Source organism: Vibrio sp. THAF64 (assembly GCF_009363455.1).
GTDB classification, from domain to species: Bacteria; Pseudomonadota; Gammaproteobacteria; order Enterobacterales; family Vibrionaceae; genus Vibrio; species Vibrio coralliilyticus.
Genome location: NZ_CP045356.1, coordinates 58,210 through 82,057, shown reverse-complemented (window position 1 = coordinate 82,057; position 23,848 = coordinate 58,210). Strand labels below are relative to the sequence as shown.

General features: G+C 44.1%; 20 protein-coding genes. 9 read left to right on the top strand and 11 right to left on the bottom strand.

Annotation, left to right across the window (positions count from 1 at the left end; genetic code table 11):
* The first annotated feature begins 89 nt into the window (after nucleotides 1-89).
* On the top strand, nucleotides 90-716 hold the full coding sequence (locus tag FIU99_RS16895; protein WP_006961092.1) for a thiol:disulfide interchange protein DsbA/DsbL: 627 nt from the start codon (nucleotides 90-92) through the stop codon (nucleotides 714-716).
* 15 nt (nucleotides 717-731) lie between these two features.
* Nucleotides 732-1,205 carry an FKBP-type peptidyl-prolyl cis-trans isomerase gene (locus FIU99_RS16890; RefSeq protein WP_006961093.1) on the top strand — a complete coding sequence of 158 codons (474 nt, stop codon included), beginning with the start codon at nucleotides 732-734 and terminating at the stop codon, nucleotides 1,203-1,205.
* A 35-nt stretch (nucleotides 1,206-1,240) separates the two neighbouring features.
* Here the strand turns inward: FIU99_RS16890 and FIU99_RS16885 are convergent, their stop codons facing one another.
* From FIU99_RS16885 to nrdD, 5 genes are all read right to left on the bottom strand, one after another.
* Nucleotides 1,241-1,651, bottom strand: coding sequence for an NUDIX hydrolase (locus tag FIU99_RS16885; RefSeq protein WP_006961094.1), 411 nt, complete (start codon nucleotides 1,649-1,651; stop codon nucleotides 1,241-1,243).
* Between the two features lie 217 nt (nucleotides 1,652-1,868).
* Complete coding sequence (locus tag FIU99_RS16880) at nucleotides 1,869-2,525, bottom strand: ATP-dependent zinc protease (RefSeq protein ID WP_039952107.1); 657 nt, start codon at nucleotides 2,523-2,525, stop codon at nucleotides 1,869-1,871.
* A gap of 75 nt (nucleotides 2,526-2,600) precedes the next feature.
* Nucleotides 2,601-3,782 (bottom strand): amino acid aminotransferase, encoded by a 1,182-nt coding sequence (locus FIU99_RS16875; protein WP_006961096.1) that lies wholly within the window; start codon nucleotides 3,780-3,782, stop codon nucleotides 2,601-2,603.
* Nucleotides 3,783-3,952: 170 nt separating this feature from the next.
* Nucleotides 3,953-4,420 carry an anaerobic ribonucleoside-triphosphate reductase-activating protein gene (gene nrdG / locus FIU99_RS16870; protein ID WP_006961097.1) on the bottom strand — a complete coding sequence of 156 codons (468 nt, stop codon included), beginning with the start codon at nucleotides 4,418-4,420 and terminating at the stop codon, nucleotides 3,953-3,955.
* A gap of 107 nt (nucleotides 4,421-4,527) precedes the next feature.
* Nucleotides 4,528-6,648 (bottom strand): anaerobic ribonucleoside-triphosphate reductase, encoded by a 2,121-nt coding sequence (gene nrdD, locus FIU99_RS16865; RefSeq protein WP_006961098.1) that lies wholly within the window; start codon nucleotides 6,646-6,648, stop codon nucleotides 4,528-4,530.
* Nucleotides 6,649-6,942: 294 nt separating this feature from the next.
* Here nrdD and FIU99_RS16860 point away from each other — a divergent pair, with 294 nt between their 5' ends.
* Nucleotides 6,943-7,833: an endonuclease/exonuclease/phosphatase family protein gene (locus FIU99_RS16860; RefSeq protein WP_152472414.1), complete on the top strand. Its 891-nt coding sequence runs from the start codon at nucleotides 6,943-6,945 to the stop codon at nucleotides 7,831-7,833.
* A 27-nt stretch (nucleotides 7,834-7,860) separates the two neighbouring features.
* Here the strand turns inward: FIU99_RS16860 and FIU99_RS16855 are convergent, their stop codons facing one another.
* From FIU99_RS16855 to FIU99_RS16845, 3 genes are read right to left on the bottom strand one after another with little or no spacing between them, the layout of a single operon-like run.
* On the bottom strand, nucleotides 7,861-8,310 hold the full coding sequence (locus tag FIU99_RS16855; protein WP_152472413.1) for a YeeE/YedE family protein: 450 nt from the start codon (nucleotides 8,308-8,310) through the stop codon (nucleotides 7,861-7,863).
* A 10-nt stretch (nucleotides 8,311-8,320) separates the two neighbouring features.
* Nucleotides 8,321-8,731 carry a YeeE/YedE family protein gene (locus tag FIU99_RS16850; RefSeq protein WP_021457588.1) on the bottom strand — a complete coding sequence of 137 codons (411 nt, stop codon included), beginning with the start codon at nucleotides 8,729-8,731 and terminating at the stop codon, nucleotides 8,321-8,323.
* A 2-nt stretch (nucleotides 8,732-8,733) separates the two neighbouring features.
* Complete coding sequence (locus tag FIU99_RS16845) at nucleotides 8,734-9,045, bottom strand: helix-turn-helix transcriptional regulator (RefSeq protein ID WP_095663766.1); 312 nt, start codon at nucleotides 9,043-9,045, stop codon at nucleotides 8,734-8,736.
* Between the two features lie 154 nt (nucleotides 9,046-9,199).
* On the opposite strand from FIU99_RS16845, the gene FIU99_RS16840 reads away from it, so the two are divergent.
* From FIU99_RS16840 to FIU99_RS16815, 6 genes are all read left to right on the top strand, one after another.
* Complete coding sequence (locus tag FIU99_RS16840; RefSeq protein WP_152472412.1) at nucleotides 9,200-10,903, top strand: FAD-dependent oxidoreductase; 1,704 nt, start codon at nucleotides 9,200-9,202, stop codon at nucleotides 10,901-10,903.
* Between the two features lie 190 nt (nucleotides 10,904-11,093).
* Nucleotides 11,094-12,818, top strand: a complete 1,725-nt coding sequence (locus FIU99_RS16835) for a choice-of-anchor I family protein (RefSeq protein ID WP_251768494.1) — start codon at nucleotides 11,094-11,096, stop codon at nucleotides 12,816-12,818.
* 399 nt (nucleotides 12,819-13,217) lie between these two features.
* On the top strand, nucleotides 13,218-14,774 hold the full coding sequence (locus tag FIU99_RS16830; RefSeq protein WP_006961105.1) for an AbgT family transporter: 1,557 nt from the start codon (nucleotides 13,218-13,220) through the stop codon (nucleotides 14,772-14,774).
* A gap of 318 nt (nucleotides 14,775-15,092) precedes the next feature.
* The gene (locus tag FIU99_RS16825) at nucleotides 15,093-15,359 is read left to right on the top strand and encodes a hypothetical protein (RefSeq protein WP_019275874.1); all 267 of its coding nucleotides are present in this window, start codon (nucleotides 15,093-15,095) and stop codon (nucleotides 15,357-15,359) included.
* A gap of 113 nt (nucleotides 15,360-15,472) precedes the next feature.
* Nucleotides 15,473-18,229 (top strand): immune inhibitor A domain-containing protein, encoded by a 2,757-nt coding sequence (locus FIU99_RS16820; RefSeq protein ID WP_152472410.1) that lies wholly within the window; start codon nucleotides 15,473-15,475, stop codon nucleotides 18,227-18,229.
* Between the two features lie 482 nt (nucleotides 18,230-18,711).
* Nucleotides 18,712-19,953 carry an SGNH/GDSL hydrolase family protein gene (locus tag FIU99_RS16815; protein ID WP_152472409.1) on the top strand — a complete coding sequence of 414 codons (1,242 nt, stop codon included), beginning with the start codon at nucleotides 18,712-18,714 and terminating at the stop codon, nucleotides 19,951-19,953.
* Nucleotides 19,954-20,015: 62 nt separating this feature from the next.
* Here FIU99_RS16815 and FIU99_RS16810 read toward each other — a convergent pair whose 3' ends face one another.
* From FIU99_RS16810 to phaC, 3 genes are all read right to left on the bottom strand, one after another.
* On the bottom strand, nucleotides 20,016-21,185 hold the full coding sequence (locus FIU99_RS16810) for an MFS transporter (protein ID WP_031343086.1): 1,170 nt from the start codon (nucleotides 21,183-21,185) through the stop codon (nucleotides 20,016-20,018).
* The gene (locus tag FIU99_RS16805; protein WP_152472408.1) at nucleotides 21,182-21,874 is read right to left on the bottom strand and encodes an aspartate/glutamate racemase family protein; all 693 of its coding nucleotides are present in this window, start codon (nucleotides 21,872-21,874) and stop codon (nucleotides 21,182-21,184) included. Before FIU99_RS16805 ends, FIU99_RS16810 begins: the two co-directional genes overlap by 4 nt.
* 171 nt (nucleotides 21,875-22,045) lie before the next feature.
* The gene (gene phaC, locus FIU99_RS16800) at nucleotides 22,046-23,830 is read right to left on the bottom strand and encodes a class I poly(R)-hydroxyalkanoic acid synthase (protein ID WP_006961110.1); all 1,785 of its coding nucleotides are present in this window, start codon (nucleotides 23,828-23,830) and stop codon (nucleotides 22,046-22,048) included.
* Nucleotides 23,831-23,848: the final 18 nt, after the last annotated feature.

The window sequence follows — 23,848 nt, the reverse complement described above, 5'->3', positions numbered from 1 at the left end:
TTTAGTTACTAGCCGTGAAAGAGTAAAATCCGCCTACCGTGATCTCGCTGAAAACACAGCGTGAACAGCGATAATAAAGAGAACACACTATGAAAAAGATAATGACCTTACTGACCATCGCATTTGCCGCTCTCTTGGCTGGTTGTGCAGATAGCGATGTCCCACAGGAAGGTAAGCACTTCCAAAAACTTCCTGTCAACTTATCGACCTTTCGCTTACCTCAAGTGACTGAAGTTTTCTCACTCAATTGTGGCCACTGTAAAAAGATGGAATCAGTTTTGCCTCAATTGGAAGAGCTCACCAAGCAAAACATTGGCAAGATCCACGTGACGTTTAACGAAAGTGCACAAGTTGGCGCCATGATCTATTACACCGCCGAAATGCAATTGGGCAAAAAGCCAGAACCATCAATGATGGATGAATTGTTTACCGCGGCTCAAATGGGCGACGGCGCAACAATGGCCGAGAAAAAGCAAGCCATCGATGATGCCTTCCATTCTCGCGGACTAATTAGCCCTTACGAACTCAAAGAAGATCAGCAAAAACAGTTATTCAGAGCGATGCAAGTTGCTGAAGACATCACTGAAAAAGGTCAAATTAATTCAGTTCCAACCTTTATCGTAAACGGTAAATATATGGTGCTGACATCCGGTCACAAAGATGTTGAAGACATCGCCAAGACCATTAACTATTTAACTCAAAACAACCCTAAGTAAAAACGGAAAGGACTCATGTCTAAAATAATCATCCCAATCGTCGTTTTAGTGCTAGCTGGCTTTATGATTTATCGCACTATGGTTACCAGCAAAGCGGGCGAGCAAAACTTTGCAGCAGGCCAAGCATTTCTTCTTGAGAATGGCGAAAAAGAAGGTGTGGTAACAACGGAAAGCGGCCTGCAATACCTTGTGCTAAACAAAGGCACTGGCACAGTAAATCCAACCGCAAAGAGCAAAGTGAAGGTGCATTATCATGGTACGCTAATCGATGGCACTGTGTTTGATAGCTCTGTTGAGCGTGGTGAACCGATTTCATTCGCTCTCAACCAAGTGATCAAAGGTTGGCAAGAAGGCCTAACCTACATGGTTGAAGGTGACAAGTTCCGCTTCTTCATTCCTAGCCCTCTAGCCTATGGCAAAGGTGGAAGTGGCCCAATTCCACCAGCGTCAACGCTAATATTTGATGTCGAGTTGTTGGAAATCCAATAACCAAAAAGGCCAATCATTCGTGATTGGCCTTTTTTCTATGCAAGCTCTTTCAACTCTCTGCAAAGATGCTTGTTTAAATGTTGCTGAATAAAGTTAACATCAGCCTTATAAAAATCGTGTGTTGGAATCTCTTCTGCTGTCATCCAATGGAAGGTTTGCTGCCTTTCTTCAGAATGAGCAACGGGTTGTGCAGATTCACCAGCATGAAGAACAACGTAGTAAATTCTTCCACCATACTCATTAATATCGCTATACGTGGCGACGTGAGATAGTCCACTCAAGTGAGTCTCTTCATGCAGCTCTCTAATGGCGGCATCTGTACCAGACTCATTGCTGCCCACTTCCCCACCGGGAAATTCCATGATCATACCTTGAGTATTTCGGTGGCGCTCCTGAATCAGAACTTTTCCATCTCTGATAACTACTGCCATCGATAAATGCTTCATTGGGGGCTCCTTGGATTAAGCTGACTTCATCGGCGTTCTAACTCAGACGTTTATGTTTTTAGATTTGAAATGTCTGATGCCGATACAAGATTGTAAGAACCCGCGAAGGGTAACCGAATATGCATTTAAGTTCTCGCTCCGCCTTCAAAAAACGAAATGTAAAACAATAAAAAACGGCACCTTTCCAAAGGTGCCGTTTTGCTCAATGATTTAATGGCTACTTATGTTTTTTCTGAACAAACTTCTTACTGACATCTACAACCGCGACATCTTTAAAGAAGCTACGCCCGAGGAGTAATGGAAACTTCAAATGAGTGCGGTCTGCAAGCGTGAATTCTGTTTTCTCTTTCAGATCACCAATTTGAATCCATGATTCGACTACAGCACGACGCTCTGATTTTTCCGCACTGGACTGACGAATCTTAACCCAGCGCTCAACGGGAAGAGCGATCTCCTTACTCTTAACCCCATCATGTTCAATTTTGAACTTAACCCAATCTTTGCCATCACGTTCGAACTCCACCACATCCGTGGCACTGATCGATGAGGTTGTCGCACCAGTATCAATACGCGCTTTGAAGTTCTCTTCAAGCCCTGGAACGTAAACCCATTCTTGCTCACCAAGGATCAGTTTTCCATCTGATGTTTTCTTTGGTTGCGGTTTTGGCTTAGGTTTTGGTTTTTCTTCTGGCTTCACTTCCGGTTTAGGTTCCGGCTTCGTCTCTTTCTCAACTTCTTTTTCTGGCTGCTCTACTTTAGGCTCTTCAATCTGTGGTTTTTGCTCTGGCTCTACTGGCTGCTGGCCTGTCGTTGAACATGCCATCAAACCACCACTAAGCATAACTGGAATTAGAACCTTCCATGTTTTGTTCATTCGATCACCTAACTCAATAACAAGATACGACCGCTTTAAAAAAGGCCCACATCAGGGTGAGCCTTAAAGCGAAACTTAAGACACTTTAACTATCGCATCGGCTACGTAAGGAATATCTTTTTCTGTCAGACCTGCGATGTTAATTCGACCATCCCCAACACCATAAATACCATATTCTTCACGGAGTTGCGTCATTTGGTCTTGAGTAAAGCCTAGCACAGTAAACATGCCTTTGTGGCTTTCAATGAAATCGAAATGTGAAGTATTATGGGTATTTCTCAATTCATTACACAAAGTATGACGAAGATTGAGCAAGCGCTGCTGCATTTCGCTCAGTTCCTGCTTCCAGACGCCTGTCAGCTCTTCGCTTTGCAGGATGGTTTTGACTAATGCCGCACCGTGATCTGGCGGCATTGTGTAAGTGGCACGTGCGAGCGTTAACAGCTTACCTTTTGCATTGCCAACATCCTGTAATGATTTGCCAACCACTATAGCAGCACCCGTACGCTCACGGTAAAGACCAAAGTTCTTTGAACAAGACGTGGTAATCAACATCTCTTCAACGTTATCAGCCATAAAGCGTAAGCCTTTAGCATCTTCTTCCAGTCCGTCGCCAAAACCTTGGTATGCAATATCGACAAATGGAGTAAACCCGTTTTTCTGCGATAACTCCGTCACCGCCTGCCAAGCAGAAAAGTCGATGTCAGCCCCAGTTGGGTTGTGACAACACCCGTGCAGAAGGACCACATCTTTTGGTCCCGCTTGAGACAATTCTTCTAACATTCGCGCTGTATCAACCTGTTTGGTTTCAGGGCTAAAGTAGCTGTACAGCTTCACTTTAAGACCCGCAGCTTCCATAACAGGACGATGGTTAACGTAGCTAGGGTTTGAGATCCAAACCGTCGTTTCAGGTTGTGCGACTTTCATTAGATCGCCTAACATACGCAGAGCACCACTAGCGCCCGGCGTTTGGGTGGCTGCAACGCGATCCATGGCCGAAGTGCCCGACAGCAGCAAATCAACCATACTCTGGTTAAACTCTTCACAACCGGCCAAACCGACGTAAGATTTCGTTTTTTGCGTTTCAACCACAATATCCTGTGCTTGAGATATTGCTTTCATGATTGGTGTTTCACCAGTACTATTTTTGTAGACGCCGATACCCAAGTCCACTTTGTCAGGACGAGGATCATTGCGGTAAGCAACTGATAAAGAAAGGATGGGATCCAGTGTAGGTGTTGGTAAATGAGAGAACATGAAAGTCATAACCCTTTGAAATTCAATTAACAGTGGTCAATTTATCACTTAATCCTCTAACTCAGAAATAAAATTTTAGTGCCTAAGAGCAAAACAGGATAAAAACCTTTTATTATTAACATATTTGCAACATCAAGAGTTCGGTCAGAATATAATACTAAGATTTACAGCTAAACCTTGAATCGGTGAATAATCTGATTGGAGCTACCACGCCACTCTAGGTTGAGATCCTTTTTCTCTTGCTCAAACTTGCCGTCAATTAAAACATCAATTAGCGCGACTACTTCTTGTTGCGCCGCCGTCAATTCGGCTAGCGTATAACCTGTCCACATCCAGATATCTTTGTCTGGGCACTCTTGGCGTACACGTTTTACCAACCGAAGAACATCAGTAACATTGGCTGGATGGAGTGGATCGCCACCGGATAACGAGAGCCCACGTCTCTTAATACGTGTATCTTTTAAGTCCTGCAGAATCTGGTCTTCCGCTTGTTGAGTAAACAATACCCCTGAGTCGAGTCGCTGTGTCGATTGGTTATAACACCCACGGCACTGATGTATGCAGCCAGAGACAAACAGAGTACAACGCGTACCCGGCCCGTTAACCACATCCACAGGATAGTACTGGTGGTAGTTCATGACGTTTTCCGATGTTGGATATTTGAGAAAATGCTTTCGCTCTGATGATAAAGGGCGAGTGACTCCCCGCCCCCCTTTTCGTCACTGAATCAATTCACGCATTAGCTTTATAGATGCTTAACCCGACGCTTTACTTCTTCTTGCTTACCAAAGTTGAACGGCCTCGCATCAGGACTGCCCAGATAACCACACACTCTGCGGGTTACAGAGACTTTGGTAGAGTCGTGATTACCACAGCTAGGACACGTAAACCCTTTGCTCGTACAGTCAAATTCGCCGTTGTAACCACACTCATAACACTCATCGATTGGTGTATTGGTACCGTAGTAAGGAACTCGGCTGTAGCTATAGTCCCAAACGTTTTCCAACGCTTCCACATTGCGCTGCATGTTAGGAAATTCGCCGTAACAAATAAAACCACCACTCGAGATCTGCGGGTAAGGCATTTCAAAGTCGATTTTGTCGTATGGGTTGACCTTTTTCTCTACATCGAGATGGAAACTGTTCGTGTAGTAACCTTTCTCTGTAACACCTTTCAATACACCAAACTCTTTCGTATCAATGCGGCAGAATCGGCTACATAAGTTTTCACTAGGTGTGCCATACAAACTGTAACCATAACCCGACTCTTCGGCCCATTGGTTCACCTTATCTTTAAGGTGCTTGATGATATCGAGCGCTTTCTGACGAAGCTCTGAGTTGTCATAAACGTGTGTCTGATTGCCATACAAAGCATTAATGGTTTCATGAACACCTATGTAACCCAAAGAAATAGACGCGCGGCCGTGTTTAAAAATGTTAGCAATAGGTTCATCAGCCTTTAGGCGAACGCCACAAGCGCCTTCCATATAGAGAATTGGTGCAACACGTGCTTTCACATTCTCTAACCTAGCAATGCGTGTCTCTAAAGCGCGGCGTGCGAGTTCTAACTTCGTATTCAAAATCTCATAAAACTTACCCTCGTCACCTTTTGCTTCAATCGCAATTCGAGGAAGGTTTAGACTAACAACGCCTAGATTGTTGCGACCTTCATGGATCAACTCACCATTTTCCTCGTAGGTTCCTAGGAAACTACGACATCCCATTGGCGTTTTGAATGAACCCGTTACCTCAACCACTTTTTCGTAGTTAAGAATGTCTGGATACATACGTTTAGACGCACACTCAAGTGCTAGCTTCTTGATGTCATAGTTAGGGTCGTCAGCTTTATGATTCAGACCATCTTTGATCCCGAAGACAAGCTTAGGGAATACGGCCGTTTTACGGTTTTTGCCTAGACCAGCGATACGATTCTTGAGAATCGATTGTTGGATCAATCGCGAGGCCCAACTAGTACCAAGGCCAAACCCGAAGGTGACAAAAGGTGTCTGACCATTGGCGGTATGCAGCGTATTCACTTCGTATTCCAGAGACTGAAAAGCGTCATAGCACTCTTTTTCAGTGCGAACGCGTGCAAACGCTTTGGGTTCATGAATGTCCCATTCCTGAGCAATGCTAAGGTGCTTTTCGTAGCTGGCCATCACATAAGGCTCAAGCACTTCATCAATACGGTTGATCGTCGTGCCGCCGTATATATGGCTGGCAACTTGAGCGATGATTTGTGCGGTAACGGCGGTCGCTGTAGAAATCGATTTTGGCGTATCTATCTCCGCATTGCCCATTTTGAAACCATGGGTCAGCATGCCTTTTAAATCGATTAACATGCAGTTAAACATCGGAAAGAACGGAGCGTAGTCCAAATCGTGATAATGAATATCGCCTTGCTCATGTGCCTGAACAATGTCGCGGGGAAGGATGTGCGTTTTAGCGTAATGTTTAGCAACAATCCCGGCCAGTAGATCACGCTGAGTTGGGATAACCTTGCCATCTTTATTCGCGTTTTCGTTAATCAGATCGACATTGCTTTCTTCAATTAACCCTTCGATCTCGCGAGTCAAAGCGCTTTGCTTCTCTCGTGCAATATCGCGATCATGGCGGTACTCGATGTACGAGCGTGCGAGTGACTTATAAGGCCCTTGCATTAACTCATTTTCCACCAACGTCTGAACTTCCGTTATATGAACTTCATCGTGATCTTTAAGCTGCAGCTCCACCGCTAGTGCGACATTCAGCGCGTATATAGCGATTTCTTTATCTACATGCTCTGCCGCTGCTTCAACAGCAGCCTGAATGCGATCCCTGCTAAACGGAGCTCTAGAGCCGTCACGCTTGATTACGATTGGTTTCACCTTCTCTCCTTACCCTTTACATACTCACAGACTTATCCACAAATACACTATATAGGGTTGTTTTTTATTCTACCGACACAATATGTTGTGGCGTATTTAACGAGATGAACCAAGCTCGTGTATTGATTTCGATCAATAAAATTAGGCCCTAGATTAAGATCAAATCGATCTTAGTGGCAGTGATCTCAGCTTGAAAGAAATGTATGCAAAAAGTGATTTTTATTGGATTTTAACTTGCTTTTTTTTGAGGACTTATAGAATAAAGGCTGTACCTGAGAACAGAGTTTATAGAGTATGACTAACACTAAATTCAAAGCGATTTTGGCTATCCTGTTGATAACGACCTCAACCGCTTCTTTTGCCTCCTCCTCCCTTACAGTCACAGCATGGAATTTGGAGTGGCTGACATCTCACCCTTCAGACAAATTTTCAGAATCCCAGCGAAGCAAACAAGATTTTCAGGCACTAGCTGGGCACTTTTCGACAATCGATAGTGATGTACTTGCTTTCCAAGAAGTGAACGACCAACAGGCTTTGCGTAAAGTGATTGGAGATGGCTATCACGTTTATTTCTCAGACCGTGCATCAGACGCGTATATGAAGCAACAGTTTGACGATATCAATCAATATACGGGATTTGCAGTCAAAGAAGATATTGAGGTGGCGGATAAGCCAGACATTCAGCTCGATCAAAGAAAAAACAGTAAACTCCGATTTGGCACTTACATTGTACTCAACCCAAATGGCTCACAGCCCATACATGCCCTGTCCGTCCATCTAAAAGCTCGCTGTAGTGGCGCCTATAAAAACAGCCGTGACTGCAAAATACTCAAATCGCAGGGCAAGGCATTGAACCAATGGATCAGTGAACGAGAGCGACAAGGAGAGAACTACGCCATACTGGGCGACTTCAACCACAACCTCAGTTACAACGGAGATTGGTTATGGGAAGTAATCTCTCACTCTTCACAAGCCGTACTGGCGACAAAAGGCACGCCGGCAGCATGTAAGGTGCGTTCGCGCAAGAACCCAAATAAGACGCACCAATTTCGTTCCCTCATCGACCATATTATTGTGAGCCCTGGGTTGACCACCGCTCAAACCAATCAAGATGTTTTTCCCACTTCATTGGTTCTCAAACATCATTTGAGTGACCACTGCCCTATCAGCACCCAACTAAACTAACAAGGCGCTCTTATGAGCGCCCTATTATCAGTTTTGCGAAACCATTTGGGGGCTCGGTGCTGCCACATATTTAGCGAGCAAAGACCCAGACACCATAGACGCTATGAAGATAGCGATATCAAGATTACCAAACGCTAAACTCGTAATAGCAGGGCCTGGGCATATACCTGCGAGTCCCCAGCCAACTCCAAACAAAGCTGCCCCATAGATGAGCTTACTGTCCAGCTGCACTCTCGTAGGCAGAGACAACACATCGCCGGACAGTGCTTTGGCTTGAGGTTTTATCAAAAAGTGATAGGCCGGAGCAAATATGAGTAACGCGCCCCCCATTACAAATACTAAGCTTGGATTCCATGCTCCAGTAACATCTAAAAAACCAATCACATTCTCTGGATTTGTCATACCTGACAGCGCCATACCAATACCAAAAAGCAGACCACTTACTAATGCAGAAATTCGAAGAGTAGCGTTACCCATAGCGTTTACCTTAGCGAATATAGACAGTCAGAGCCGCAACTACCATAAAAATGGCTGTCGCGACGATTGAACGAAAGGAGAATCGACCAACACCACATATGCCGTGCCCGCTGGTGCAACCGTTGCTTAGTCGAGTCCCAAACCCAACCAGCAAACCTGCTATTACCAGAACAAAAGTGGAAATAGATTCGGTGCTTGGTATTTCGATACCAAGCACCATTACACTTAGAGCCCCACCCGAAACCATGCCGATAAGAAACAACAGACGCCAGAAAAGATCATTACGTTTTGGTGAGAGCACACCGTTGACGATGCCACTGATTCCCGCCACTTTACCGTTAATCATCAACAGCATAGTTGCTGATAAACCCAACAACGCGCCCCCGATGAGTGATAGCCAAGGAAAAGACTCAAATATCATGATTACCTCCGACAAAAGACCGAGTGGAAACACTGAATTAAAGCTTCGATGCGCGAGTCAGCCAGTGAGTAAAACACTTGTTGAGACACCTTACGGGCCTTAATCAAATTGCTTTTACGTAATACCGTCAGATGCTGAGAAAATGCAGACTGACTGAGGAGAGAATTGCTTTGCAGCTCCCCAACGCCAATTTCACCTTGAGTGAGTTGGCAAAGGATCATTAGTCGAACCGGATGAGCCATGATCTTAAGAATATCCGATGCTTCCTCTGCACTTTCCCTCATCTCCATGATATCAATTGTGTTTGGATTCATATCGCCTTTACATTAGGTGTTACTAAATTACCTCAAATTGTACGTAACTCATTATATTAGTCAACCCTAAATTAGATGATTAACATTTAGACCATTTTAGTTTAGCATTAGCTAATATTTACTACATCAAGACCCATTCTTATAGGTATTCACTATGACTAAGATTGTTATCGTTGGTGGCGTTGCCGGAGGAGCTTCAGCGGCCGCTAGGGCGCGCCGCTTAAGTGAAAGCGCAGAAATCATTATGTTTGAACGCGGCGAGTTTGTTTCATTTGCCAATTGCGGCTTGCCTTACCACATCGGTGGCGAGATACAGGATCGTAGCAAGCTTTTACTTCAGACACCCGAGAGCTTCCTTGCTCGTTTTAATATTGATGTACGTGTCATGAGCGAAGTTGTTTCTGTCAATCGACAAACTAAAACCGTTAGCGTCAAGAACCTCATTGATAACAAGGAATACAACGAGAGTTATGATTTCTTGCTATTGAGTCCAGGAGCTGCGCCTATCGTCCCTCCAATTCACGGTATTGAAAATCCACTCACCCACTCTCTTCGAAATATCCCCGACATGGATCGTATTATTCGAACTATCGAGATGAACAAACCTGAGCACGCAACAGTTGTAGGTGGTGGCTTTATCGGATTAGAAATGATGGAAGCCTTTCATCAGCGTGGAATTAAAACAACGCTCATCGAGCAAGCAAATCAAGTCATGACACCTGTGGATAAAGAAATGGCGGGGTTTATCCACGAAGAAATTCGAAACCAAGGTATAGATATGCGCTTAGGCGTTGCTTTGGAATCTGTTCAGCACATTCCAAATGATCACATTTCTACTCTCGAATCAGGAGAAGATGAAGCACACCAGCACTTAAGCGGTGAGCTAGACTTGACGCTCAACAATGGCGACACAATCAGAACTGACATTTTAATAATGGCCATTGGCGTGAGGCCAGAGATCAAGCTCGCTCAGCAAGCAGGGCTTCAAATTGGTCAACTCGGCGGTATCTACACCAATGAGATGATGCAGACGAGCGATCCTTCTATATATGCCGTTGGTGACGCAATCGAAGAGAGAGACTTTGTCACGGGCACTCAAACCTTAGTTCCTTTAGCCGGGCCAGCTAACCGCCAAGGTCGAATGGCGGCTGACAACATGCTAGGACGCAATGAAACTTACCAAGGAACACAAGGGACTGCTATTTGTAAAGTTTTTGACCTGGCCGTAGCGTCTACTGGTCAAAACGAGAAACAACTTCAGCGTGATGGTATCGACTATGAAAAAGTCTATGTACACACCGCAAGCCACGCAAGCTACTACCCTGGAGCCGAAACAGTATCGTTTAAAATGCTGTTTGACCCCAAATCTGGCAAAATTTTCGGCGCACAAGCCGTGGGTAAAGATGGTATCGATAAGCGTATTGACGTAATGGCAGTAGCACAGCGTGCTGGGATGACGGTAGAGCAGCTTCAGCATCTCGAACTGACTTATGCACCGCCTTTTGGCTCGGCAAAAGATGTCATCAACCAAGCTGCATTTGTAGCAAACAACATCATTAAAGGTGACGCAACAGCGATACATTTCGATGAAATTGACAGCCTATCCGAAGACCAAATACTGCTTGACGTACGCAACCCTGCAGAACTTGAGAACAATGGTTTTATCAAGGGAGCGCTTAATATTCCTGTTGACCAACTACGACCACGCATGAGTGAATTACCGAAAGATAAAGAGATCATTATTTACTGCCAGGTAGGTCTACGTGGCAACGTAGCTTATCGTCAGTTAGTGAATAATGGTTACAGAGCAAAAAACTTAATTGGTGGGTATCGAACTTACCTGTACTCGAAAAGGTAATTGAACCTACCAACAGCAGGGAGCATTTCGCTCCCTGCATAGTATTCTCATCATTATCGACAATTCACTCAACCGTTATACAACTTAAATATTTCTTTCACATTTTCTCCTTAGTATCAGCGCGTTATTTCACGGAGGAACAATTTTGTTTACTGCTCATAAATTGGCTACTTTGGCCGCTTGCACTGCTATCGCTCTATCGGGCTGCACTTCTCAGCAAAACACTCAACTAGCTCCGGAATGTAAGATCTCCGAAAAGCCAGAAATATCTGAATCTTCCATCACTGGGTTAACACTCTTAGGTACTTACGTTGCTGACAGCCAGTTTGATACTTCAGCAGCTGAAATCGTTGCTTATGATGAATGCAGCGATCAATTGTTTGTGGTTAATGCTCAAGCAAAACGTGTCGACGTGATGGCTTTAGATACACAAAATCGTCCCACTAAAACCGCGCACATTGATTTATCCACTGCTGGTAAAATGGCTGGCATTGAGATTGGTGCGGCAAACAGTGTCTCCGTTCACAATGGCTTAGTTGCTGTCGCGATTGAAAATCAAGTGAAACAGAAAAATGGCCTAATTGCTTTGTATAAAGCAGAAACACTTGAGCTTGTTAAGACTTACCCTACAGGCGCACTGCCGGATATGGTGTCTTTCTCTAAAGATGGTCGATACATTGCAACTGCGAATGAAGGTGAGCCTAATGCCGATTACACCGTTGATCCAGAAGGCAGTATTACTTTAGTTGATCTTGCTTCGGGTATTGAACAAGCGAAAGTTAGCCAAATCTCCTTCAAAGCCTTCAATCAGGGAGAGTCTCGACACCATGAGCTCACTGATTCGGTCAGAATATCCGCGCCTGGCGCAACCGTCGCACAAGATTTGGAACCGGAGTATCTCACTTTTTCTGATGACGGCTATTTGTACGTCGCTCTGCAAGAAAACAACGCCCTCGCTAAAGTGGATATCGAATCGGCTTCAATCGCATCTATCTATGGTTTGGGTGGAAAGAGCTGGGAAACTAACACTCTAGACGCCTCGAACAAAGATAAAAAACTCGGTCAGTTCCATTCCTACCCTCAGTTAGAAGGGTTGTACATGCCAGATTCTATCGCCAGTTTCCAAGTCGATGGTCATACGTACATCGCGACAGCCAACGAGGGCGATGGCCGCGAGTATGGATTCAAAACAACACAAAATGTCTGCGATGAGCGGGGTTTCGAGTGGGATGAAGATGATTTCTCAGGCACAGAGAAATACTCCAGCGAACAAGGTTTCTGTATCGCCTACAGCGATGAACTGCGTGGTAAAGACCTCGAAGTTGCTGCCTCCCACCCACTTAAACAATCACTCAGTGATAAAAAACAACTGGGTCGCCTAAAAGTGGTCAAGCCAACAGGAGCACTAGAGCAAGAAGATACAGTGTATAGCTTCGGCAGCCGCTCTTTTTCACTATGGAATGAAAAAGGTGAGCTGGTGTTTGATAGCGGAGATGAGTTTGCAGACATAGTACACACGTTAGACTCAGAACACCTAAATAGCAGCAATGACAGTAACAATACGGCTGATGATCGCAGCGATGATAAAGGTGTAGAACCGGAAGCGATAGAAGTCGCCTCCATCAATGGTCGCCAGTACGCATTTATCGGATTGGAACGACAAGGAGGGATTATGATTTACGACGTCAGCACTCCCACGGCTCCTATGTTCATTAACTACGTTAATAATCGTGACTTCTCAAAGCCGGTTTGTACTCAAGTGTCTGAAGGTGAATGCGCTAACGGTACCTACAATTCTGAAGCTGGAGATTTAGGCCCAGAATCAATTCGCTATTTCACCCGCAGCGGCCAGCACCTACTCGCGGTGGGTAACGAGGTAAGCGGTACAACATCTATTTATCGCATTGAGCTTTAAAACTGAAAAGGCCACATCAAGTGGCCTTTCTCTTTCATGTTCATCTCGACTTCATATCAGATACCTTCAACACAACCTGCGGCTGAACACCCTCAAGCTCCTGCAGGCAAATACCAATTTAAATTGGTTATAGTTCCACCACCACTTACCCACTTCGTTCAATATTTACAGCAATTTATAATGATTTAAGATTTTTCATAAACTACAAACACATCAATAAGTAGTGGTAACGACCTAAATTTAAACAACATCCAGCATAAACATCTATCCACAATTAATCACACCAACCATCCTGTAAGTTGTATGTTTTTTCACACATTTTGTGACATTCCTCTTTTTAACAAGGGATGATAGCGTTCACTTCCTATTTATAAATGTAACAACACATAGGAAGTATCAATGGCAGAACAAACCTTGCAAAGTAAGAAGCCGAACGGCTTTGCAAGCGCAATAGAAAAAGCCGGAAAGAAGATCCCTGACCCTATCATCATTTTTATGTTTCTGTTTGGGTTCAGTCTGGTCGTCACTTGGATTCTGGATGGCACCACTTTTCAAACCGCAGGAAAAGCCGGGGGCTCAGTAGAATTCGCTATCAAAAACATGATGTCTGCGGAAAACTTCCGTTGGATGTTTGAAAACGCTCTACTTCAAAACTGGCTCGCATTTGGTCATGGTGTACTAGGCATTATTTTGATTGTCATGCTGGGTGTCGGTATCGCAGAAAACTCTGGGCTCCTCACCGCTGTCATCAAAAAAGTTGGCTTAAAAATCAGTGATCGCCTGCTTCCGTTATTAATTGTCTTCCTAGGCATTATGAGCTCGTTAGCCGCCGATGCGGGTTACTTAGTTTTGGTGCCGCTGGCTGGCCTGCTTTATGCCGGTTTAGGCAAAAACCCATTAATTGGTATGGCAGCTGCGTTTGCTGGCGTGTCTGCGGGCTTTAGCGCAAACTTGCTTCCTGCGACACCCGTTGACGTCGTCGTTGGTGTTAACGCGAAGATCTTTGCAGAATCGCAAAACATTCCTTTCATAGGTATGACGGGAGAAATGCTCAACCCTGCGACCATGCACTACTTCTTCGTTTTGGTCTCGACATTTGTATTGGCTGCTGTTGGTGCAGTTATTACACAAAAAGTTGTTACGCCTCGACTAGAGAAAATGTCTTACCAGCTTCCTGAAGAGATCAACTTTGACGAGTTCGAAGTGACTAAGGAAGAACAGAAAGGTCTTCGTAGTGCGGGAATTGGCCTGATTGTTTCACTGCTTGCTATCTACGGCTTAGCGACTGGTCCTCTAGCAACGTACACAAACGAAGCAGGCAAAGAAGTTACGCCTTACCTAGATAACATCATTCTGCTTATCTCTATGGTATTTGCGGTAACCGGTTTATGTTTTGGCTATGCCACGGGCAAATTCACCAAGCTACAAGACGTAGTAACAGCCATGGTGAAACAGATGAACACCATGGGCTATGTTCTGGTTCTCACGTTTTTCTGTTACAACTTCCTTGCCCTACTGAGCTATTCAGGCCTAGGTACTTATGTCACTTACCTTGGCGCTTCTACTCTGCAATCTATGGGCCTGCAAGAGTACCCTGCTCTTATGTTGATTGGTTTCATCATTACCACAGCGCTTATCAACTTGTTCGTTGGTGGCTTGACGTCAAAATGGATGCTATTAGGTCCAATTTTTGTTCCTATGCTGTATCAGGTAAACCCAAATATGACACCAGACTTAGTCTCTGCCGCGTACCGTATTGCTGACTCTTCTACTAACATCATCACTCCGATGATGAGCTATGCAGGCGTCGTACTTGCCTTCATGCGCAAGTACAAACCAGAGCTAAGCTTTGGCGACGTGATTGGAATGATGGTGCCTTATTCAATGGCTTTCCTGACCATTTGGACTGGTGTACTGCTCATTTTCTTTGGTTTTAGCTTACCTCTTGGTTTCTAATCTCTACGTTGAGCAGTAAAAAAGCGCCTTATGGCGCTTTTTTTGTATTGAAGCCATACGATAAAATAAATATTTATCCGTCTTTCGTGAATTTTTCATTTATCAACGCCTCCAGCCTCTTTAGTGACAATTTAATAAAATTAATTATTCACCCAAGATAACTATATAAATAACAGTACAATCAATAACAAGAGGTGACCTTGTTTACATATTGTGTTGATACATGAATCCAGATCTTGCCGATCAAAAAATAGTCATTGCATTTAATAACACTTAGTTATATTTTGTTTCGAAACATTAATATTTTATAAAAATAAAATGAAACTTGTCAGTTGTCTGTTAACACTTCTTTCTTCTGCTGTTATTGCAAATCCACTTCCTAACGATGAGAAGCTTCTTGATTCTTTAATCGAACGAGGTGTTATTTGTGATAATCAAACCTTTGAAGAAAAACAGGAATCTTTACAGATTTATCTCGCTAACAGATTCGACAAAAACAAACCTAATAATAAAAACAATAATAATACAAATACTCAAAGTAACCCGACTGAAACAAAATGCATCTCAGCAAATAAAAATAAATAAGCTGTAAATTCATTTATCAATCTTCCCTTTGATTAGGGATTTTGTTGTTCACGCAACGTTATACCCACTTTATTAAGTGGGATTTGGCAATCAGAATATAATAAGGAAATAATATGAGTCCTATGAGGAAAACACTGCTGGCGACAGCGGTGATGACCCTTTTTAGTGTCAGTGGTCACGCCAAAACACCTATAGATTTAGGTGTCATGAACGAAGAGAAAATAATCGAGATGCTGGTCCGAAAGGGTCTTCTTGATGAAAACTCTTCCGTTGACGATCAAAAAACGGCACTTAACAAATACCTCAACGCGAAACTCAACAATGGCTTTAAAGGTGACGCGCAATTCGGTAAGAAAGCACTCGAACAACGCGCTAAGATCCTAAAATCAATAGAAGCAAAGAAAGGTCAACATAGAGCACACATGTTCGCTTTTGATTTATCTCAGAAGCGTACAGACAAGGTGTTAGCTGTATTGGTTGATTTCCCAGACTTACCATGGAATGACAACCGATTAACGTCTGACCATACCGAAATGCTCTACGATAGCTACAAACCTGAACACTATCAGAATCTGCTTTTCTCTGGCGCTGGTTACCTTGGGCCGAATGGCGAAAACCTCATCTCGATGCGTCAGTACTATGAGAGTGAATCTGGGGAAAGTTATAGCGTTGCTGGTCAAGCTGCAGGCTGGTACCGAGCTTCAAAAGATGCTTCATTCTATGGTGGTAACTCACCAACAACAGACAACGATCTTAATGCTCAGGAACTAGTTCGTGAAGCGCTGAACCAGTTAGCACAAGATCCAAGTATTAACCTCGCCGACTACGACATCGAAGACCGTTATGACTATGACGGCGATGGTAACTTCCGTGAACCGGATGGCGTTATTGATCACTTAATGGTGTTCCACTCTTCCGTAGGTGAAGAAGCCGGCGGTGGTGTATTGGGCGACGATGCTATTTGGTCACACCGTTACAACCTTGGCAAGTACCATGTGCTTGAAGGCACCTCGAGTACTCTACCTGGTCGCTTTGACGGAAAGTACGCTGCATTTGATTACACTATTCAGCCTATTGATGCCGCAGCAGGTGTTTGTGCACACGAATACGGCCACGATTTAGGCTTGCCAGATGAATACGACACTCAATACACGGGCAAAGGCGAACCTGTTTCTTACTGGTCAATCATGTCTTCAGGTAGCTGGGCTGGTAAGATTGGCGGCACACAGCCAACTGCATTCAGTTCATGGGCAAAACAGTTCCTTCAAGAATCGATTGGTGGTAAATGGATTGCGAACCAAACCATTTCGGTAGACGACCTGACTCCAAAAGGCGAAGAAATCACTCTTCACCAGACTATCGATAACGATAAGCAGAATATGGTCCGCATTGACCTACCTGTAAAACGTACCGAAGGTCATAAGCCTTTCTCAGGTAACTACAGCTTCCATTCAGGTAAAGGTGACGATCTTAAGAACAAGATGTCTCGTCAGCTGACTCTGCCTGAAGGTACTAGTGTCAAACTAGCGTTTAAAGCTTGGTATCAGATTGAAAAAGACTACGATTACGCTCGCGTGCTAATCAATGGCCAACAGATCGCTGGTAACATCACAACGATGGATGATCCATACAATACGGGGCTTGTACCTGCTATTGCAGGTGAATCTGACGGTTGGGTTGATGCAGAGTTTGACCTATCACAATGGGCAGGCCAAACCGTCGAATTGAGCTTCGATTACGTGACGGATGGCGGACTAGCGATGGAAGGTCTGCACATCGATAACATCTCGATTGAAGCTGACGGCAGTACGACTTTGATCGACGATGCCGAAGGAAAATCTAGCTTTGCGTTCAATGGATACCGTCTAAACGATGGCTTCAACGAAGCGGCACATTACTACCTACTTCAATGGCGTAGCCATAACGATGTGGACGAAGGTCTGAACAACATTAAACGCTTCGGCAAATTAATGTCATTCGAGCCGGGTCTGATTGTTTGGTATGTCGATGAGTCAATGACCGATAACTGGGTTGGCAAACACCCTGGTGAAGGTTGGCTTGGTGTTGTCGATGCGGACCAAAATGCAATGATTTGGGCTAATTCTGGCGCTGCAGCACAAACTCGTTACCAAGTACGTGATGCGGCATTCTCAATGAATGACCAAAAGCCAATGCGTCTTGAGAACAGCGACGGTGATGTGCTGGAAGATGTCAGCTTGATTGGTAACGCTTACTTCGCGGACAATCAAGATTACTCAAATCCACAATCACCTGATGCTGGCCGCCTTCTGGCTGAACACGGTGTTCAAATTGAAGTGATCGAGCAAGCTGCCGACAATACCTATGGCGTAATTAAAGTATCGAAAGCGGAAGAACCTAACCAACTTCCAGTCGCAGCATTCACATTGTCATTGGATGGCCTAAATGTCACTGCAAGTAACTCTAGTTCCGATAGTGACGGTTCAATCGTTGCGTACAACTGGGACTTTGGTAACGGTGAGTCAAGCTCAGAGCAGTCACCTTCTTGGACTTACTTGAATGACGGCAGCTACACTGTCTCTCTAACTGTGACAGATGATCGTGGTGATCAGCATACTGCGACAGAAACCATCACAGTTGAAGCGAACAATGTACTTCCTACAGCAAGTGCACGTTACATTCATCTAGGTCGTTGGGTCACCATGTGGTCTACCAGCTCGGATCCTGACGGTCGCATCGTTGATACAGAATGGGTTCTACCAAACGGAAAAGTAAAACGTGGACGCGTATTTACCTCTATCTTCCCAAGCTACGGCAAACAGGAAGTTCGTTTAACCGTTATGGATAACAACGGCGATAAAGTATCTAAAATCATTACTGTCGATTTATAAGGATTTCTCCGTTCCTTAACTTCCCTACTCCTCTTATTTGAGTGAGATTTGAGCGCAACTCTGGTTGCGCTCTTTTTTTGCTTAAAACTCAGCTACTAATTACTTCTAATACTTCAACACTCAGTCAATATATTAAATCGCTTCATATTAATATTTTCCCCTCAATCTAAATTACATACTCTTAAAAATATTCTACCGTCTATAAATACATATATTATTAAAATAATTAAATTTCGTGATTCAAAGTCTTTACTAAAAGACATATTAATAATCCGTTCAATTCAACAAAATGCATAATAAGTTCAAAATTTGCACACATCGCTTGTTTATTGAACCTAATTATTAACTACTCATTTCTGTATAAAGTTTGATCTTCATTCAATCCCAACTCATTTATCCAATGAATACTTTGACTACATCGTGGTAGGTATGCGATCAAAGATGAGTAAATACTCTACAATCAAAACAATAAGTGAATAATTATGAAAAAGACGTTAATTTTGGCTGGTTCCTTGTTGGCAGCACCAGCTTTTGCAGATGACCTACCCATGGCTCCTGAAGCAGTAAGCGCTAGTTACGCTGCTGAAGTACAAGCAAATCAAACATACACCTACGTTCGTTGCTGGTACCGTCCAGCCCAAAATCACGATGACCCTTCTGCAGATTGGGAATGGGCGCGTGATGACAATGGTGATTACTACACAATTGACGGCTATTGGTGGTCATCCGTTTCATTCAAAAACATGTTCTACACCAACGCCACTCAAACTGACATAGAAAACCGCTGCAAAGAAACGTTAGGGGTTAACCATAACACTGCCGATCTTCTTTACTATGCATCTGACAACCGTTTTTCATACAACCACAGCATCTGGACAAACGACAATGCTGTAAACAATAAAATCAATCGCATTGTTGCCTTTGGTGATAGCCTGTCAGACACAGGGAATCTCTACAACGGCTCTCAATGGGTATTCCCCAACCGAAACTCGTGGTTCTTAGGCCACTTTTCTAATGGGCTTGTATGGACAGAATACTTAGCCCAAGCTAAAGGTGTTCCCCTATATAACTGGGCGGTTGGCGGTGCGGCTGGAACCAATCAATACGTTGCTTTGACGGGGATTTATGACCAAGTCACGTCATACCTGACTTACATGAAAATGGCTAAGAACTATAACCCTCAGAATAGCTTAATTACGCTTGAGTTCGGCCTCAATGATTTCATGAACTATGACCGTGAAGTCGCAGATGTTAAAGCGGACTTAAGTAGTGCAATGATCCGATTAACAGAATCTGGCGCAAACAACATCCTATTGTTTACCCTACCTGATGCCACTAAAGCGCCGCAGTTTAAGTATTCAACACAAGACGAGGTTGATACGGTAAGAGCCAAGATCGTTGAGTTCAATGAGTTTATCAAAGAACAGGCGACACTCTATCAAACGAAAGGGCTTAACGTCGTGCTTTACGATGCACATGATATATTCGATCAAATCACATCAAACCCTAAACAGCATGGCTTTGAAAACTCAACGGATGCATGTTTGAACATCAATCGTAGCTCGTCAGTCGACTACCTCTACAGCCATGAGCTTACCAATGACTGTGCTTACCACAGTTCGGACAAGTATGTTTTCTGGGGGGTTACCCACCCTACAACTGCAACACATAAGTACATTGCAGACGAAATCATTCAGACAAAGCTAAACCAGTTCAATTTCTAGCTAGGTCGGAAATCAAAAAAGGAGGCAGTATGATTGCCTCCTTTTTCCATTTTAATGCCTAGCTAAGCAGTCACACTTTTAGCCCTGAATACGTTAATGCCGAATAACGCGATAACAGCAAGCACAAACGGTAGCACATAAATATTTAAGTTCTCCCACCCTACCGTTGCTTCCAGCCAACCAGATAACAAAGCAGTAATTGTCACACAGCTAAAGACAAAAAATTCGTTAAAGGCTTGGGCTTTAGATTTGTTGTGCGCGGCATACGATTGACTGAACAGCCCCGTTGCGGCGATAAACATAAAGTTCCAACCAACACCGAGTAAAACCAGAGCGAGCGAAAAATGCCAAATCGACTGACCATGGATATTAATCGCCACGCAAAGCACGAATAAAATACCTCCCGTCAGGATCATTTGTCTCGCGCCAAACTTTTCAATCAATTTACCGGTAAAAAATGCCGGTACGAACATCCCAAGCACGTGCCACTCGATGACGCCTGCGGCTTTCTCGAAGTCGAAGCCACAACCTATCATCGCAAGTGGCGTGGCTGTCATGAGAATGTTCATCACGGCATACGCCACCATGGCAGCAAACACCGCCAACATGAAATTAGGCGCTTTGATGATTTGAAGCAGTGGCTCAGGGTTATCCTTAGCAGTTCCCGTATGATGCGCTGGGAACTGAATGGTCTGAAGTAAACACAATGCAATAATATTTAGCACAATCAATGACATGAAAGCACCTACGTATAGTGAATCACCTGTCATTTGTTGCGAGTATACGGCTAGATTAGGTCCAAGAACCGCAGCTAAAACGCCACCAGCCATAGAGATAGATATCGCACGATGTCGTGCGCTTTCTTCACACACTTCAATTGCTGCAAAACGATACAAGGTACCAAACCCGATACCAATACCAAGTAAGAAAGTCCCGACACAGAACAGATAAAACTGCTCATTAGACAAAGCATAGGTCGCTACTGACGCACCGGTAATGCCAACCAAGTTACCTAAACTAAAGCCTTTTCTTCGACCAAATTTCCCCATGATCAGAGAAGCAGGAATCGTTGCGCTCATTAGCCCGAGGAATTGCAATGCGACGGGCAAGGTGATCATACTTTCACTTGGCGCAATTTCCTTACCCACTAACCCAATCACAGATATCAGCAGGATATTGCCCGTCATCAGTAGTGCCTGACAGAGTGACAGAATCCAAACATTCCTATTCACTTTAACGCCTCGCTAACCGCAGAGTTTGCGTGTATTTCAGTGGTGTCGAACAATGGAATATCCGTATCTTGCTCTGAAATCAATAAGCCTATTTCGGTACAACCTAGAATCACGCCTTGTGCGCCGTCCGCGGAAAGATCCTCAATAATGGTTTTAAAATCTTGTTTCGATCTAGCGTTTATCTCACCAAGACAAAGCTCATTGTAAATAACATCATGGACAAGCCTTCGCTGAACACCATTTGGCACAATCACTTCTATTCCAAATTTATCGGTTAGGCGTTGTTTGTAGAATGACTGCTCCATTGTGAAAGCCGTGCCAAGCAAACCAACTTTATTGATTCCTTGCTCTGCCAACTGCTGACCTGTCGCATCGGCAATATGGAGTAACGGTATTGAGACGGCTTCTTCGACCTGACTCGCCACTTTGTGCATCGTATTGGTCGCAATTAGAAGAAAGTCAGCACCAGCCTTTTCAAGTGATTGAGCAGCTTCACTAAGAATAATTGCGGTTTTATCCCATTCACCTTTGTGTTGCAGGGCTTCTATCTCAGCAAAGTCGACGCTGTTCAGGATGAGCTTAGCTGAGTGCAATCCGCCTTTTTCGGCTTTAACTCTCTGATTTATTTGCTTGTAGTAACTTGCTGTTGATTCCCAGCTCATTCCACCAATAATACCGATTGTTTTCATCACGACTCCCTTCACGTAGATATTCCACTAATTAATCAAATGCATAACAAAATTACAAACAAAATAAAATGAGTCAGGATTATTACTCTCCGCCCTCACCCTAAAATTCTCACCCCATAAAAAAACCCTGAGCTGTTCACTCAGGGTTTTTGTCTTTTCAGTAACATCAGGCTAGCTAGTCACTTCTTCTTTTACGGGAAGTACTTGCTTCACATAGTCACCCGGTGCAGGCCCTAGTACAGGGAACTGTTCGTTACCTGTACTGAACGGCTCAACTTGCTCTTCAGGGCTAAAGCCCAACAACCATTGATGCCAATGTGTCCACCAAGAGCCTTCAGTATGAGTGGCATTACTTAGCCATTCATCAGCACTCTCGTCCAAGCTATCGTTGGTCCAAAAACCGTACTTGTTCTTCGATGGGTGGTTAACGATACCAGCAATGTGGCCAGACTCACCCAAAACGAACGTTTTGTTGCCACCGACGTTGAGAGCGCCGCGGTAAGTACCTTGCCACAAAGCAATATGGTCTTCTTTAGTCGACACAAAGTAGCTCGGGATCTTTATCTTGTTCAGATCGATCCATACACCGCCAACTTTCACACCTTTGTCTTGTACCAGTTTGTTGTTCAGATACAGCTCACGAAGCATAAAGTTGTGACAAGTCGAGCTGACATTGGTGCTGTCGCTGTTCCAATAAAGCAGATCAAAATCTACTGGGCTTTGGCCTTTTAGGTAATTATCTACATAGTAGTTCCAGTAAAGGCTATTCTCACGCAGTAGGCTGAATGTCACGCTTAATGAACGGCCATCCATGTAACCTTTAGCATTGTTTTGCGCTTCAATTGCGCTAACAATGGTGTCATTAATATAGGCACCAACTTCACCTGGTTGCGAGAAGTCTAACAAGGTCGTGAAGAACGTCGCACTCTTAATACGCTTCTTCATTCGCTTCGCAGCATAGTAAGCAATGGTGCTAGCCAGAACCGTACCACCAATACAGTAACCCGCTGCATTGATTTGCTCCTGACCAGTGATATCTTCTATTGCCGATACCGCTTTCGCTACACCTTCAGTAACATAGTCACCAAACTCTACCTGACTTTGCTCTTTGCCTGGGTTGCGCCAAGACATCATAAATACCGAGTGTCCCTGTTCAAGCAGCCAGCGAACCATTGAGTTCTTCTGACGCAAATCCAGAATGTAGTATTTGTTGATGAATGGAGGCACGATCAACAACGGCGTCGCATGAACTTTTTCCGTCATTGGACGGTACTGAATCAGCTCAAACAGTTCATTGCGGTAAACCACTTCACCTGCCGTGTTCGCAACGTCGTCGCCTAAGCGAAATGCATTGTTGTTTGTCATGCGGATCTTGAGGATATCTGCACTCGATTCAACATCTTCTTTCAGCTGCTCCAAACCTGCCAACAGGTTTTCGCCATTTTGCTCTAGAGTCAGCTTCAATAACTCTGGGTTAGTTGCGATGAAGTTGCTTGGAGACATAGCGTTGATTGCTTGACGGGAGAAGAAGCTGATACGCTCTTTCGCTTTCTCGTCAAGGCCTTCAATGCTATCGATTGTTTGTAGGTAAGTTTTGCTGAAGAGTAAGTATGACTGTTTGATGAAGTTATAAAACACATCACTTTGCCATTCTTCGTTGGAGAATCGCTTATCGCCCTTTTCTGCTTCAACAACGGATTCACTGTTTTGAGCGAGCGCGACGTTTTGCCAAATTTGCAGCTGCTGTTGCCACCATTCAGCTTGGATTTGCAGCATTGCAGCTGGTTGGTTTGCAGCACTTTCGAAGAGCTTAGTGGTATCTTCGAAATTCACTTCTTGCATTGCTTTGTTCAGAGGGGAGTTAACGGCTGCCCTGCTTAGTTCTAGATCTTCCCACCACTTTTGATTGGTTTCCTGGAGCTTCACAAGGTAGTCCGAAAAGAAGTGTTGATACATATTGCTACTCCTATGATC

What these genes read in the sequence shown, in the direction of transcription:
- FIU99_RS16860 (WP_152472414.1), top strand. Translation starts at nt 6,943, where the DNA reads ATGACTAACACTAAATTCAAAGCGATTTTGGCTATCCTGTTGATAACG.
- FIU99_RS16820 (WP_152472410.1), top strand. Translation starts at nt 15,473, where the DNA reads ATGAGTCCTATGAGGAAAACACTGCTGGCGACAGCGGTGATGACCCTT.
- FIU99_RS16895 (WP_006961092.1), top strand. Translation starts at nt 90, where the DNA reads ATGAAAAAGATAATGACCTTACTGACCATCGCATTTGCCGCTCTCTTG.
- FIU99_RS16840 (WP_152472412.1), top strand. Translation starts at nt 9,200, where the DNA reads ATGACTAAGATTGTTATCGTTGGTGGCGTTGCCGGAGGAGCTTCAGCG.
- FIU99_RS16805 (WP_152472408.1), bottom strand. Translation starts at nt 21,874, where the DNA reads ATGAAAACAATCGGTATTATTGGTGGAATGAGCTGGGAATCAACAGCA.
- FIU99_RS16855 (WP_152472413.1), bottom strand. Translation starts at nt 8,310, where the DNA reads ATGGGTAACGCTACTCTTCGAATTTCTGCATTAGTAAGTGGTCTGCTT.
- FIU99_RS16890 (WP_006961093.1), top strand. Translation starts at nt 732, where the DNA reads ATGTCTAAAATAATCATCCCAATCGTCGTTTTAGTGCTAGCTGGCTTT.
- FIU99_RS16885 (WP_006961094.1), bottom strand. Translation starts at nt 1,651, where the DNA reads ATGAAGCATTTATCGATGGCAGTAGTTATCAGAGATGGAAAAGTTCTG.
- FIU99_RS16825 (WP_019275874.1), top strand. Translation starts at nt 15,093, where the DNA reads ATGAAACTTGTCAGTTGTCTGTTAACACTTCTTTCTTCTGCTGTTATT.
- FIU99_RS16875 (WP_006961096.1), bottom strand. Translation starts at nt 3,782, where the DNA reads ATGTTCTCTCATTTACCAACACCTACACTGGATCCCATCCTTTCTTTA.
- FIU99_RS16830 (WP_006961105.1), top strand. Translation starts at nt 13,218, where the DNA reads ATGGCAGAACAAACCTTGCAAAGTAAGAAGCCGAACGGCTTTGCAAGC.
- FIU99_RS16845 (WP_095663766.1), bottom strand. Translation starts at nt 9,045, where the DNA reads ATGAATCCAAACACAATTGATATCATGGAGATGAGGGAAAGTGCAGAG.
- nrdG (WP_006961097.1), bottom strand. Translation starts at nt 4,420, where the DNA reads ATGAACTACCACCAGTACTATCCTGTGGATGTGGTTAACGGGCCGGGT.
- FIU99_RS16850 (WP_021457588.1), bottom strand. Translation starts at nt 8,731, where the DNA reads ATGATATTTGAGTCTTTTCCTTGGCTATCACTCATCGGGGGCGCGTTG.
- FIU99_RS16815 (WP_152472409.1), top strand. Translation starts at nt 18,712, where the DNA reads ATGAAAAAGACGTTAATTTTGGCTGGTTCCTTGTTGGCAGCACCAGCT.
- phaC (WP_006961110.1), bottom strand. Translation starts at nt 23,830, where the DNA reads ATGTATCAACACTTCTTTTCGGACTACCTTGTGAAGCTCCAGGAAACC.
- FIU99_RS16880 (WP_039952107.1), bottom strand. Translation starts at nt 2,525, where the DNA reads ATGAACAAAACATGGAAGGTTCTAATTCCAGTTATGCTTAGTGGTGGT.